The organism is SAR202 cluster bacterium (assembly GCA_016872355.1).
Lineage (GTDB): Bacteria > Chloroflexota > Dehalococcoidia > Lucifugimonadales > VGZY01 > VGZY01.
Map to the genome: position 1 here is coordinate 25,999 of VGZY01000003.1, position 13,770 is coordinate 39,768.

At 62.4% G+C, this 13,770-nt stretch carries 13 protein-coding genes; 6 read left to right on the top strand and 7 right to left on the bottom strand.

Annotated features, from left to right (window positions below; all coding sequences use genetic code 11):
• Positions 1-22: 22 nt before the first annotated feature.
• The 7 genes from FJ319_01235 to FJ319_01265 form a co-directional block, all read right to left on the bottom strand.
• Positions 23-1,216 carry a hypothetical protein gene (locus FJ319_01235; GenBank protein MBM3932920.1) on the bottom strand — a complete coding sequence of 398 codons (1,194 nt, stop codon included), beginning with the start codon at positions 1,214-1,216 and terminating at the stop codon, positions 23-25.
• Between the two features lie 130 nt (positions 1,217-1,346).
• Entirely contained in the window at positions 1,347-2,045 is a 699-nt protein-coding gene (locus FJ319_01240) for a hypothetical protein (protein MBM3932921.1), read from the bottom strand.
• A gap of 12 nt (positions 2,046-2,057) precedes the next feature.
• Positions 2,058-2,813: a hypothetical protein gene (locus FJ319_01245; GenBank protein ID MBM3932922.1), complete on the bottom strand. Its 756-nt coding sequence runs from the start codon at positions 2,811-2,813 to the stop codon at positions 2,058-2,060.
• A 19-nt stretch (positions 2,814-2,832) separates the two neighbouring features.
• Positions 2,833-3,582: a hypothetical protein gene (locus tag FJ319_01250; GenBank protein ID MBM3932923.1), complete on the bottom strand. Its 750-nt coding sequence runs from the start codon at positions 3,580-3,582 to the stop codon at positions 2,833-2,835.
• A complete protein-coding gene (locus FJ319_01255; protein MBM3932924.1) occupies positions 3,583-4,275 on the bottom strand; it encodes a hypothetical protein in 693 nt (230 codons plus the stop codon).
• Positions 4,272-5,459, bottom strand: coding sequence for an acetyl-CoA C-acetyltransferase (locus FJ319_01260; protein ID MBM3932925.1), 1,188 nt, complete (start codon positions 5,457-5,459; stop codon positions 4,272-4,274). The genes FJ319_01255 and FJ319_01260 overlap by 4 nt, the downstream gene beginning before the upstream one ends.
• 154 nt (positions 5,460-5,613) lie before the next feature.
• Positions 5,614-6,507, bottom strand: a complete 894-nt coding sequence (locus FJ319_01265; GenBank protein ID MBM3932926.1) for an NAD(P)-dependent oxidoreductase — start codon at positions 6,505-6,507, stop codon at positions 5,614-5,616.
• A 254-nt stretch (positions 6,508-6,761) separates the two neighbouring features.
• Here FJ319_01265 and FJ319_01270 point away from each other — a divergent pair, with 254 nt between their 5' ends.
• The 6 genes from FJ319_01270 to FJ319_01295 all read left to right on the top strand — a co-directional run bounded on the left by FJ319_01270 (position 6,762) and on the right by FJ319_01295 (position 13,759).
• Positions 6,762-7,091, top strand: a complete 330-nt coding sequence (locus FJ319_01270; GenBank protein ID MBM3932927.1) for a hypothetical protein — start codon at positions 6,762-6,764, stop codon at positions 7,089-7,091.
• 241 nt (positions 7,092-7,332) lie between these two features.
• Positions 7,333-7,842, top strand: a complete 510-nt coding sequence (locus FJ319_01275) for a hypothetical protein (protein MBM3932928.1) — start codon at positions 7,333-7,335, stop codon at positions 7,840-7,842.
• 15 nt (positions 7,843-7,857) lie between these two features.
• Entirely contained in the window at positions 7,858-10,110 is a 2,253-nt protein-coding gene (locus FJ319_01280) for a 4Fe-4S ferredoxin (GenBank protein ID MBM3932929.1), read from the top strand.
• An 81-nt stretch (positions 10,111-10,191) separates the two neighbouring features.
• On the top strand, positions 10,192-10,935 hold the full coding sequence (locus tag FJ319_01285) for a 4Fe-4S dicluster domain-containing protein (protein ID MBM3932930.1): 744 nt from the start codon (positions 10,192-10,194) through the stop codon (positions 10,933-10,935).
• A 46-nt stretch (positions 10,936-10,981) separates the two neighbouring features.
• On the top strand, positions 10,982-12,349 hold the full coding sequence (locus FJ319_01290) for a hypothetical protein (GenBank protein ID MBM3932931.1): 1,368 nt from the start codon (positions 10,982-10,984) through the stop codon (positions 12,347-12,349).
• 33 nt (positions 12,350-12,382) lie between these two features.
• Positions 12,383-13,759: a molybdopterin oxidoreductase gene (locus tag FJ319_01295; GenBank protein ID MBM3932932.1), complete on the top strand. Its 1,377-nt coding sequence runs from the start codon at positions 12,383-12,385 to the stop codon at positions 13,757-13,759.
• Positions 13,760-13,770 lie beyond the last annotated feature (11 nt).

Sequence of the window (13,770 nt, forward strand, 5' to 3'; positions counted from 1 at the left end):
TCCTCATCATTCCTGACGCCGGCTACCGGCCCAGCAACCGCAGCAGCCAGCTTAGCGCCGCCTGGAGCGGCCCGACGGCCACGATGGGCTGTGGCGGCGGCGGCGGCGTCACGACGACCGGGACAGAGGGCTGCGCTACAGGCTCTTCCGCTTTCTCGTCCCCCTCTCCGCAGGTGGCGGCCAGGATTGCCTCCCTTGTGCTAACCATTGCGACCGGGTTCGTGTACACGCGCAACGGCGCGCTGTGCGACTCGTACACCGTGCCGCCGGCGTCGATGTGGCACAGCCTGTGCACCTTCCCTGCGTCCAGCAGCCCGCGCTCTCCGCCTGTGGCGAAGATAGAGCCTGCAACGATGGGGTCGGAAACGCTCGATACGTTGACCACACGCGGCCGCCCCGGCTCGTTCCAGTCCTGATCGAGGATGCCCTGCACCATAGCCGAGGTGATTCCGAGTAACGGCCGGGAGGCCCCCATATCCAGCACGGCCTGGGAGTAATTGGAGCTGCACGTGTAGGTGCCGGCAAGCTGGGCAGCCATGTTGGAGGTCCCGCGCACCGGGCTCTCGATAGTCGTGATACTGTTCACGCGGCGCGAAATGTCATCGTCCAGCGCAGCCCAGAGCGACACCACGCCACCCTGGCTGAATCCGACCAGGTCCACCGTTTCGCCGTTGGCCGTCAGCGAGCGGATGTATTCGCGGAGCATCAGCCCGGAGCTCCGCGGCGCTGAAGCAGTCTGGGGGGAGCCCGGCGGGTTGAAGGTGAAGTCGTCGCCGTCGATCGAGATCAATGTATCGAGGTACGTGTAGGGGTACTTCTTCTGCCGGTCGGAGGCGTAGGAGAAGTAGACGATGTCGTCGCCGACCTGCGGCGCACCGTCCACCCTGTCCGGCAGGTCACGGTAGCCGCGCTCCTCGATCAGCCACCTGCGGACCTGTGCGAACGACGGCTCGTACGGCCCCACTGCGCCGTCGATCATCCCGCCGGTGAAGTCGCCGGGCGTCGCGGCCTCGCTGCACATGCCGTCGACGAAGACGACGCGCCGGTGCTCCACGGAAGCTGCGTCTGCAAGCGCGGATGTCAGGGCGACGTACAGGCCGAGGGCGAAGCCGAACGCCAGAACCCAACCGGCGGTACGCGGCCTTCTTCGCGCAACGGCAACAGCCCGAGGGCGCCTGCGGGCATCCAGGTAAGCTGCATTCCTACGGTCCGGCATCTTCCCTCCCCACAACCAATGGCCTAACTTATGCGCACTAGGATCATTGTGGAGAGCGGAAAGGCATATAGGCAAGAATTATTGCCTAGAATTTCTATTGGGCAGGTAGCTGCTCGGGCAGGTCGCCGCGCTAGGCAAACTCGACCGTAACCGTATCGATGGACAGGTACCCGGTCGGCATCTTCGTCCGGTCGTAGTCGTAGTCGCGGCCCGGCACGCCATTGTGCATGTCCTCGATTGGGGGAACGGGCACAACGTTGACGGGGAAGAGGACGAGAATGATGTCGTGGTTGAGGTCCCGAAGAATATCCTTGATAGGCCCGTAGCCGTAGTGCTTGACCTTGTTCCACCGGCCCCCGAGCGGCGTCCACTGCTTCTCGTCCGGCACGAGCGTGATCGTCTGGTCGGACCACTCCTTCGTCACCTTGATGGGCTGCCCCGTGAGAACGGCATTTGCTGTGGTGTCCGCCAGCTTCGATTGCGCCAGCAGGACAAGCTGCGACCCCTTGAAGTCGATCTCTCCCTTCATCCGGAAGGTGATCCTGGCGTTGGTGAAATCGGTTGGGTAGCCGCCCGCCACGAAGTTGTTCTTCCCTCCATACGGCGTCACGAAGGCCGTCGCCTCCGGGTTTTCGGTGGTCAGCAGGAACGCGAGGATGTTGAGGTAGCCTGCCCCGGGCGGCGCATGGTTGGCGTCCAGCATGAACGGGCTGCGCGCGGTGACCACACCGTCCTTTATCTCCAGCTTTCGAAGCACGCCGTGCTTCTCGTATCCGGTCCATCCGCCGAGGCCGCTGTCGAATGTTTCTACGTATACCTGCTTTGGCAAAGGGCACCTCGATTATTCGGGATACTCGATTTTGACAGTGTCGAAGGAAATGCAGCCGGACGGTAATCGCGAGGAATCCAAGTGGTAGTCGCGGCCCGCGCGGAGGATGTACCGGGCCTCAAGGTCCTTCGGGGCCATCTCAGGATTCGCGAAAGTAATCAGCTCCGGCCGCGCCTCAACCTGGCCCAGCGGGACTACGTCCAGCGGGTAAAGGACAAAGATGATGTTCTTCACGCGCCGTAGCGCACGAGAAATGGGGCCTCGCTTGTAGAGGTGGGTCTTGTTCCAGCTTGCTCCCAGCATTAGCCACAGGCTCTCGTCGGGCGAAAGAGTAACGGTGTGCTCCGACCATCGCTCCGAAATCTTCATGGGCTGGGCCGTCAGAAGGGCAGGAATGTTCCTGTCCTCCGTATCCCGCTGGACAAGGACAACGAGCTTCGCACCTTTCATATCGCCTTCGCCTCGCAGCCGGACCGTGATCCTGGCATTTGTGAAGTCGTTGGGGTACCCGCCCGCAAGGAATGCGTTCTTGCCCGCGAGTGGCTCCACCATCGCCTCGGTCTGCGCCACCAGGCCTGTCATGAGAAACGCAATAATCTGGAAGTAGCCGCCGCCCGGCGGCGCGTGGTTGGAATCCAGCATAAATGGGCTGCGCGCGGTGACCGTACCTTTCTTGTGCTCCAGCGCCCTCATGACGGTGTGCCGCTCGTATCCGCACCACCCGCGCGGGCCCGAGTCGAACGTCTCCAGGTACATCTTTCCGGACATGTGGATACTCCCGATAGCGCTATGGGAACTCGATTTTGACGGTGTCTATTGCGATCGAGCCGGATGGAAGGAGCGTCCAGTCCACAGGGTAGTCCCTTCCTGCGCGCAGGATATACCGCGGCTCCAGCCCCGGCGGTATCTGCGCCGGCTCGCCGAAGGTGATTTTTGCCGAGTCCACCTTCATAGGCGCCGCCGGTACGACGTCGATATCGGATAGCACGAAAATGAGGTTCTTCACCTGCGGAAGCACCTCATTTATAGTCCCGAATCGGTACCTCTTTCCCTTGCTCCAGTTGCCGCCCATCATATTCCATTGGGACTGCTCCGGCGCCATTGTGACGGTCTGCTCGGACCACGTTCGTGTGATCTCGATGGGCTGACCGACAAGCTGGGCGGGCACGATAAGGTCGCCGACTTCCGCCGCGGTGTGCAGCACCAGCCGCGCGCCCTTCGTATCGCCCTCGCCTTTGAGCCGGACCGTGACCCGCGCGTTCGTGAAATCGGCCGGATAGCCGCCTTCCAGGAACGCGTTCGTTCCGGCGACAGCCTCGATCTCGGAATCGAAGCCCGGGGAGGGTAGGGTCATCAGGAATGCCACGATCAGGAAGTAGCCGCCGCCGGGGTAGGCGTGGTTTGAGTCCAGCATGAATGGGCTGCGGTTGGTCACGACGCCATTGCGATGCTCCAGGGCACGCAGCACGGTGTGGCGCTCGTAAGTCGCCCACCCGCCGGGACCGTTGTCAAATGTCTCGACGTATGTGCGGCCCATTCAGCCCCGCGGTTCCGCGAATTCGATCTCGATTTCGTCCATCGCTATCCAGCCCTCCGGGATACGCGCCGGGTCGATAGGGTACTCTCGCCCGGCCCACAGCCGGTGAGGGTCGCCATGCAGCGGCTCCGCCGGCCGGACATCGAGAGGGAACAGGATGAAGATGATGTCCAGATTCACGTCGCCCAGCGCGCCCTCCAGGTTACCGCATCCGTACTGGTCGCGCATGTCGTGTCGTGCGCCAAGGCAGGTCCATTGCGAAGGGTCAGGCGCGAGGGTCAGGGTCTGCTCAGACCACTCCGGCGTGATGCGAAGCGGCTGGCCGGTGAGCGCGTAATTGTCGGCCCGCCCGCCGGACACGGCCTGTATGTCGAGCACCATCTGCGCGCCGTGCGCGTTCCGCAACTCACCCCGCAGTCGCACCTTGATCCGCGCGTTCGTGAAGTCGGTCGGGTAGTGCTCCTCGGCGAACCGCTTCCGTCCGCCGGGCTTCAGGTAGGCCTCGGGGATGCGGTGGTTCACGCGGGTGAACAGGCAGTAGAGGATCGAGAGGTAGCCCGCGCCGGGCGGAGCGTGCGTGGCATCGATGTGCCACGGGCTGCGTGTGACCGCCGCGCCGTCCTCGATGTACAACGCGCGCTTGCGGCCTACCCAGCCCCCTGGGCCGGAGTCGAAGGACTCGCGGTAGATCATCCGACCCGCTCGAAGATGGTGGCCACGCCCTGGCCTCCGCCGACGCACATCGTCACCAGGCCGAGCGAGCCGTCGCGCGAGGAGAGCTCCTCCATCAGCTTCACGGTCATGATGGCGCCTGTGGCGCCCAGGGGGTGGCCCAGGCTGATGCCGCTGCCGACGGTGTTCGTCCTGTCCTGGTCCATGCCAAGCTCGCGAATGCAGTAGAGGGCCTGCACCGCGAACGCCTCGTTGAGCTCTATAAGGTCGATGTTCTTCATGGTCATGCCGGCCTTTTTGAGGGCGCTGCGCACCGCCGGCACGGGGCCGGTGCCGAACATGGCGGGGTCCACGCCGGCCACGCCCCGCGTATGCCAGCGCAGGCGCGGCTTGATGCCCAGTGACGCTGCCTTCTCGGCGGACATGACCACCACCGCCGCCGCGCCGTCGTTTATGCTTGCTGCGTTGCCGGCCGTTACGGTCCCGTTCGGCTTGAATACGGGCTTGAGCTTCGAGAGCTTGTCCATCGAAGTGTCGGGCCGTGGGCCTTCATCCGCGGACACCACAATGGGGTCGCCCTTGCGCTGGGGCACGGAAACCGGGGCGATCTGCGACTTGAAGCGGCCTTCCTTCGCGGCGGAGACGGCGCGCTGGTGGCTGGCGAGCGCGAGTGCGTCCTGGTCGGCGCGGCTAATCTCGTAGCGCTCTGTGATGTTCTCCGCGCCCACGCCCATGTGGTAGCGGTTCACAGGGCAGGTGAGGCCCTCGACCATCGAGTCGCGCATCTTGAACTCGCCCATTTTGAAGCCGTCGAAGCGAGCGCGGTTGTCGAGCAGAAAGGGCGCCTCGCTCATGCTCTCCGTCCCCCCGGCGACGGCGATGTCCAACTCGCCTGTGCGGACCATCTGCGCGGCGATGTTAATTGCCTCGAGGCCCGAAGAGCAGACGCGGTTGACGTTTATTGCCGGGACTTCCGCCGGGATGCCGGCCCGCAGTGCCGCCAGGCGAGGCGCGTAGCCCGCCTCTGCGGCCTGCAGGACGTTGCCGAAAATCACCTCGTCCACCTGGGCCGGCCGTATGCCGGCGCGCTCCAGCGCGGCCTTGATGGCCACAGCGCCCAGGTCGGTGGCAGACACGTCCTTGAACGCCCCGCCGAAGCTGCCGAGCGGCGTCCGAGCGCCGCTGACGATGACTGCATCTCGCATCTGACATGACCTCTATCTTCGATCTATCGTAGAGACGATCCACCGGGGCGTCTCATGCGTACAAGATCGCCCTGAATGCGGTATCGCTCAATGTACTACCCTCCACCGAGACCCCCAGAGGGTCGTCTCTACGTGGCGTGTGTCCGCCATACGCCTATTTTGCCCGCCGGGCCTCGACGCCGGCCATGTTTTCCATGACCTTGATAAGCGCCTGCGTGCCCTCGCGTCCCATGCCCATCTGCTGGGCTGTGCGGAAGAGCTGGGTTATGACGGCCGAGAGGAATATGGGCACATTGAGGTCTTCTGCGGACTCAAGGACGAGCCTCATGTCCTTCTGGGCCATGTCTATCATGAAGCCGGGCGCGAAATTCCCGTTGTACATCCTGGGGGCAAGGTTCTCCAGCATCCAGGAGTTGGCTGCGCCTCCGCCGAGCGCGCTGAGAAGGGCGTCCGGGTCTGCGCCTGCCTTCGCGGCGTATACCATGCCCTCGCACACGGCAGCAAGAGTGCCGTTGCCGACGATCTGGTTGGCGAGCTTTATGACCTGGCCCATGCCGTTGGGGCCGCAGTGGGTTATTCGCTTGCCCATGGCCTCCAGGATGGGGCGGCAGCGTTCGATCACCGCCTTGTCGCCGCCGATCATGATCGAAAGGGTGCCGTTGGTTGCGCCGATTACGCCGCCGCTGACGGGGGCGTCCAGCATTTGGATCCCCTTCTCCTTCAGCCTCGCGGCGATCTCCTTGGTTACGGTAGGAGAGATCGTGCTCATATCAATTACCACGGAGTCAGGCCTCGCGCCTTCTACGATACCCCCGGGGCCCAGTATGACCGCCTCCACGTCCTTCGAGTCGGCGACCATCGTGACGATCACGTCTGCGCGGGAGGCTGCGTCCTTCGGCGAGGAGGCCCTTTTCGCCCCCGCGGCGACCGCCTCGTCGGCTCGGGACGGGGTGCGGTTCCACACGTAGACCTCGTGGCCGCCCTTTACAAGGTTCTTGCTCATTGGGTTGCCCATCAGGCCCAGGCCAATGAAACCTACTCTGGTCATAGCTGGAAAAACTCCTCTGAATAGTTGCGCGATTATATCACAGCGTGCCCTTCCCAAAGGGTCGCGGGCGCGCCGTGGTCGGCCCGCGATACGCGGCGGCCGAGCGGCCCGATGAGGCCATCCCTCGGAATGTTCTTTTTTTCACAAAGTAGGTACAACTCCCTTGACACCCCGCTATGGGTGTGATAATTTTCACTAAGCTTCTGAGAACGTCCTCAGTTAGTTTCCCACGCCACCTCTCGGAAAGGTGATTAATGGACCCATCTGCAGTTACCAATGCCGAGTGGAGCCAGCTGGGCTCGCTGCTTACGGGCCTCTGGATTATGGTGGGGTTTGTGGTCTTCTTTGCCACAAACATGCTCATCGGCCATATCTTCATCCCATCGCTTGTCGCATCTCACCACATACCCGCCGGAATAGAGAAGACCCGCATAGTTTTCTATGTACTGGCGATTCTCGGAATGATCGCGGTGTTCATTACCCTTGTTGGCGTAATCAACGACGCGGCCGTAATTCATCGGATCTACGACACGTACTGGATCAAGGGCAATCCTGCCCCTCTCAACGGCGGCGTTGAACATTAAAGAGCGGACGGTTTAGAACGTGCTGCCAGGGGATTTTCAACTACGCAAACCATCGCGCAAGCAGGCACTCCTGTTTGGGGTGCTGGGAATTGGCGCTCTATTCTGCTTTGCGGTAACAGCGGCGGTGGGCTTCTGGGTGGTCACCGCATGGTTCGGCATACCGCCGACGGTTGCCGGTTTCAGGGACGGGCCGGACCAGCCGATTGCTTTCCCGCACACAACCCACGCCGACACGCTCGGTATGGACTGCCTCTTCTGCCACAGGACTGCCGCCTACGCGCCGAACGCCTCCGTGCCCGCCGAGGGGCTCTGCATGACGTGTCACAAGACGGTCGGCGACAATCTGCCGGAGATTGAAAAGCTGAGGGACTACCACACAAACAGCCTGCCCATCGATTGGGTCAGGGTACACCGGGTGCCGGACCACGTTAAGTTCGAGCATTCGCCGCACGTGCAGTTCTTCTCCGGGACGAGGACCGTAGTGGACGGCGCGCCAACGGCCCCCGGGCAAGTGCGGATAGAGCAGGCCCAGGCTATGGACGCCAATGCCCAGGCGGGGCAGACTCTCGATTTTGAACAGTCCAGCACGTGCGCCATCTGCCACGGCGACGTGGCGAGCATGGTCAAGGTCAAGCAGGTCCGGTCGCTCAAGATGGCCGACTGCGTAGACTGCCACAGGGACAACAGCTTCGTGGACCCAATAACGAATCGTCTTTATGCACCTGCTGAGTGCGTAACCTGCCACTATTAGGGACTGAATAAACTCATGGCCGTAACGAGAAGACAGTTTCTTAAATTAATGGGAGGCTCAGCAGCCACAGCCGTGGTCTTTCAGGCCTGCGGCGTGCCTGAGAAGGAGCTCCTCGTCCAGTCCTCCGTGGAAATGCCCGAGGACCTGGTGGAGGGTTTCTACAACTGGTATGCAACCCTCTGCACGCAGTGCCCGGCCCACGAGGGGATCGTTGTTAGAGTCCTTGAGGGACGCGCCAAGAAGGTTGAAGGCAACGTCGACTACCCTCTAAATCGCGGTAAGCATGGCGCCCGGTGCGAGGCCAGCCTGCAGGCCCTCTACCACCCGGACAGGATCAGCGCCCCGCTCGTTCGCTCGGGCGACCGCGGCTCCGGACGCTGGAACGAGATAAGCTGGTCGGACGCTACTGCCAGGATCGCAGATAGCTTCAACAAGCTGGCGGACAAGTCGCAGGCCGTGCTTGTGACCAACCCGGTCAACGGGCCAATGGGCCTTGTGGTGCAGCGCTTCGCCCAGTCCACCGGCGCGCGTCACATGGGTTTCGAAACGATTGAGCAGACGAACCTTCGCCGGGCTATCAAGCAGGTCTTCGACCAGGACCGGATGCCCGATTTCGACCTCGAGCGGTCCCAGTACATTCTTTCCTTCGGCGCGGATTTCCTGAGCACCTGGGTATCGCCGACGCGATACAACATCGGCTACGGCAAGTTCCGCCAGGGCGACAGGACTCGCGGGAAGTTCGTCCAGATCGAGCCGCGACTCTCCTCGACGGCGGCAAGCGCTGACCAGTGGGTGCACGTAAACCCGGGCCGTGAAGGCATGGTGGCGCTCAGCATCGCGCAGGTGCTGGTGGCGGACGGGCTGGCGGATGCCGGCGCGGCGGCCACGGTCACAGGCTCTCTGAACCTGGCCCAGTTTGCGCCGGACGCGGTTTCGGCGACCACAGGCGTGCCTGCCGAGACTATCAAGAAGATCGCCCACGACATGGCGGCACACAAGCCCGCGCTGGTTATCGGCGGCGGACCCGCCGGCGCATCCTCCAACGGGTTTGCGAACCTGGTCGCGATCTTTTCTCTGAACTACCTGCTCGGCAGCGTAGGTCAGCCCGGGGGCGTGATTTTCAATCCGCCCCCTGCGTTGCCCGGCGTGCCGGTTGCCGCCACGGTCGGATCTTTTGCCGATTTCCAGGCGCTGACAGGTCAGATGAACGCCGGTCAGGTGCAGCTCTTGATGGTGCGCGGCGCCAACCCTGTTTACGGCCTGCCTGACGGCGCCGGCTTCAAGAGGGCGTCTTTCAACGTGCCTCTTATTGTGTCCTTCTCCAGCTACATCGACGATACGGCGGCGATGGCGGACATCATCCTGCCGGAGAATGAGGGCCTTGAGGACTGGGGCGCCGATATCCCGAACCCCGGCCCAGGCTACCAGGTCGTCGGCTTCCAGCAGCCTGTTGTACGCCCGTTCTTCCAGGACCGCAGCGTACACCTGGGCACCAAGAACTTCGGTGACGCCCTCCGGGCGCTTGCGCAGGTAATTGGCGCGGACCTGGGGCTGCCCGGCACAACATATCGAGACGTGCTTCAGGACGCCGCACAGAACCTGTTCAACTCGGGCCGCGGCTCGGTGAGAGCGCCGACGTTCGAGGCGTTCTGGAATGGCGTGCTGCAGCGCGGCGGTTGGTGGGACACGGAGTCCCGCTTTACTGGCGCGGCCCCGGCGCCGAAAGCCATTGCGGCGTCTGTGGACGCGCCGAGCTTCGGCAACGCGGACGCCTCGTACAACTTCTATCTGGTGCCTTTCGAGTCCAACGCGCTGGGCGATGGCTCCGGCGCGCGCCTACCATGGCTGCAGGCCCTGCCGGACCCCGTTTCGACGGCTGTCTGGCACACGTGGGTTGAGATCAACATCAGGAAAGCTGAGGAGCTCGACATCCGCGAGGGGGATATCATTCGCATCACGTCGCCCCAGGGCTCCATCGAGGCGCTGGCATGGCCGAGCCCTGCAGCGGCGCCGGACGCCCTTGGCGTGCCGATAGGACAGGGCCATACGGCTGGCGGGCGCTACTCGGAGAACCGGGGCTCGAACGTGCTGTCCATCCTGAGCCCGGTGGCCGATAAGGACACCGGCGCGCTTGCGTGGGCCGCTACGAAGGTCCGCATTGAGAAGACGGGGAACTGGAAGCGCCTCTCCAAGTTCGAGAATACGAAGCCAGACCTTTCGATCGATCCGAACCAGGCGATCATCAAGGTCACCAGTCACGACACATAGGCCGGAGCTGGCCCCAAAACCCTGGAGCTGAATGCGGAATAGCGTCGGGACATATGTCGGGCGCCCGCAGGAGAGAAGCAGATGGCGGATAAAGACCGAAAGTGGGGAATGGTCATCGACGTGGACAAGTGCACGGGCTGCCAGGCCTGTGTAGTGGCTTGCCAGTCCGAGAACAACATTCCCATTAACACTGAGCCCCTTTTCAACCAGCGCCGCGCGATCGAGTGGATCCGCGTTGAGCGGTACTGGGAGGGCGAGTTTCCAAACGTGAAGGCGCGGTTCATCCCCGTACTGTGCATGCATTGCTCGGACGCCCCTTGCGAGCCTGTATGCCCGGTCTTTGCCACGTACCATAGCGAGCAGGGAATCAACGTACAGGTCTATAACCGCTGCATAGGCACGCGATTCTGCGCGAGCAACTGTCCTTACCATGTAAGGTTCTTCAACTTCTGGGAGCCGAGCTGGCCGGAGAGCCTCAAGAACCAGCTCAACCCGAACGTTACAGTCCGCAGCCGCGGCATCATGGAAAAGTGCACCTTTTGCGTGCAGCGCATCCAGCGCGTCACGCGAGATGCCAAGCGCGAAGGGACGACGGTAGAAGACGGCGAGCGCGCGCTGCAGCCGGCCTGCGTGAATGCATGCCCGACGGATGCCCTGGTGTTCGGCGACTGGAATGACCACGAAGGCAAGATGGCGAAGCTTGCAGAAAAAGAGCTCCACGAGGGCGGACGGGGATACAAGATGCTGGAGCACCTTGGCACCGTGGCCAATGTTGTCTACCTGAAGAAAATCGACGAGACCGCCGAGGAAGTAACCCATGCATAGCCCAGTGCATAATGGGGCGGATAACGGGGCCCACCATGGCCAGCACGTGGTCAAGACTCAGGCCGGAGTAACGAAAGACCTGGTCGAAAAGCACGAGCACGGCCGAGGCTCTTTCAAGATGGCCATTCTGGTCGGGGGATATCTTCTTCTCCTCGGCATAGTCGGTGTCGTTCTGAAGATCGTCGACGGCTTCAGTGACCCGTCAAAATGGGGTTATCACGTCGGCCTGGTTGTCTTCCTGATGAGCACCGCCGGAGCGGCCCCCATGGTGGCCATTGCGCCCCGCATGGCCAAGGCGCACTGGCGCCGCCCGATATCCCGTATCGGCGAGATTTACGGCGCGGTTGGTGTGCTGACCCTTATCCTGTTCATACCCGTCCTGTGGGTCCTACCGGGCCTGGACGATAACCGGCGGTCGCTGTGGTTCTTCAACGACATCCAGATGCCGGCGACGATGCCTCACATCATGGCCACGCTGTCGCTTGTCAGCCTCGTAGCCCTGGGCCTTGCCCTGCTGTGGCTCTCGGCCCTGCCGGACCTGGCTATTCTCCGCGACCGCTCGACCGGCAGCCGCCAGAAGATGTTCGCTCGCCTGGCCAACGGCTGGTCGGGCACCAGCCAGCAGTGGTTCTTCCAGAAGCACCGCATGGGCGTGGTCGGCGCGTTCTACTTCATGACACTTGTAATTACCTTCTTCTTCATCAGCGTCGACTTTTCGATGACGCTCGTGCCGGGATGGATCGATGCCCTGTACCCGCTCACGCAGGCACAGAATGCCCTGCAGGCTGCGGCCGCCACGGTGCTGGTGACGATGTACGTCCTGCACAGGTGGGGCGGCTACCGGGAGTACATTACCCTGACCCAGTTCTGGGGCCTGGGCAAGCTCCTGTTTGCGCTCTCGCTTTTGTGGATATGGTTCTGGTTCTCCAGCTTCATCATCTTCTGGTATGGCGCAAAGCCGGCCGAGCAGGCGGTGCTGGAGCTGCTCACCGTCGGGCCGTACCTGCCGATCATGTACATTGAGTTTGCGCTCGTATTCCTGATTCCTCTCTGGGTGCTTGTCTGGAACCCGGTGCGCAAGAGCGTGCTGGGTCCGACGCTGATCGCTATCGGCGTGCTGGCAGGCACGGCGCTGGACAGGATCAGGGTATACGTCGCGTCGTACTCAGTACCTGGCATCGGCGACCCGGCCGTGGTGAAGCATGAGCTTCACGCTATCCCGGACGCGATACTGCCGGCGCTATCGGACATCCTTATCTGGGTGGGCGGCATCGGCGGCGCCGCCTTCATCTTCCTGCTTGTCTCCAGGGTCATCCCGGTCATCAATATCTGGGAGCAAAAGGAGCTGGTGCTGTACCAGATCCACAAGAAGTTCCACAGGACCGAGGTCCAGGTGCTGGGCAAGCCCGATTAGAGTTCTGGCCGCATACCTGTGTAGGAAGTCTACATGCAAGAGCACGTTCAGTTAACACAGAAACAGATAAATGAGGACCTGCTGAGCTCGGTCCTCAAGACGCCCAAGTGGTGGCCGCCGGCGACGCTTTTCTTCCTCACGCTCTTCCTCATCGGCGCGTGCGCGTTCGGCTATATGTTGAACAAGGGCGTTGGCGTAGCTGGCCTGAACCGTCCCGTCATGTGGGGCGTCTACATGGTCAACTTCGTCTTCTTCATCGGTATCAGCCACGCCGGTATCATGGTGTCCGCCATTCTTCGCCTGACTCAGGCAGAGTGGCGCCGCCCGCTGACCCGCGCGGCAGAGGTGCTCACGGTCTTCTCCTTGATGTCCGCCCTCATGGCGGCGCCGCTGGTGCACGTTGGCCGGCCGTGGCGCGCGGACCTCTGGGTGTTCCCGTATGACTTTGCCCGCGGCGTCTGGATCAACGCCAGGTCGCCGTTCATCTGGGACCCCAGCGCGGTTATGACATACCTGACCGCCAGCTCGCTGTTCGTCTTCATCGCGCTCATTCCTGACCTGGCGGTCATTCGCGACAAGACGAAGGGCGCCGTCCACTGGATCTATTCGTTCCTTTCGCTGGGCTGGCGCGGCACGCCCCGCCAGTGGAATCTCCAGACCGTGGCGGGCATCCTGCTCTCAGCCCTGGTGCTGCCGGTATTCGTATCCGTTCACTCGATCGTGTCGTGGGACTTCGCGGTCCAGATCGGCCCCGAGGCGTGGCACAGCACGATCTTCGCGCCGTATTTCATCATCGGCGCAATCCACTCCGGCGTGTCTGCCGTTGCCACATTCATGGTGGTGATGGTCTGGGTCTGGAAGTGGGACAAGTACCTGAAGCCGGACCACCTTGACGCCATCGGCAGGCTGCTGATTGTCGTTGCGGTGACGTGGTTCTTCTTCTTCTTCGTTGAGTGGGTCATGGGTCTGTACCCCAATGAGCGACCCGAGCTCGCGATGAGGCATTTGCAGGTGTTCGAGTCGCCGTGGAGCTGGCTATTCATCACGTTCCTGCTTACGGCGTTTTTCATACCGGTGCCTCTCTGGCTCTTTAAGAGAGTCCGCCGCAGCCTGATGGGTATGTTCATCACGACCATCCTGGTGAATATCGGCATGTGGCTCGAGCGCTTGCTCATCATCGTGCCTGGCCTGATGCGCAGGCAGGAGATGACCTTTAACTGGGGCTCTTACCATCCCAGCCCGATCGAGCTGCTGATGGTTATGGCCACGTTTGCGTGGGTCGCCCTCGGCCTGCTCGTGTTCACGAAGATTTTCCCGCTCATTCCTCTCTTCGACATGAAGGAAGGAATGGTCGGTAGGGACGAGATCAAGATCGGCAGGCGAGTAGTGCCTGCGTCAATTCGAGAGTAAGGAGTGCAGGC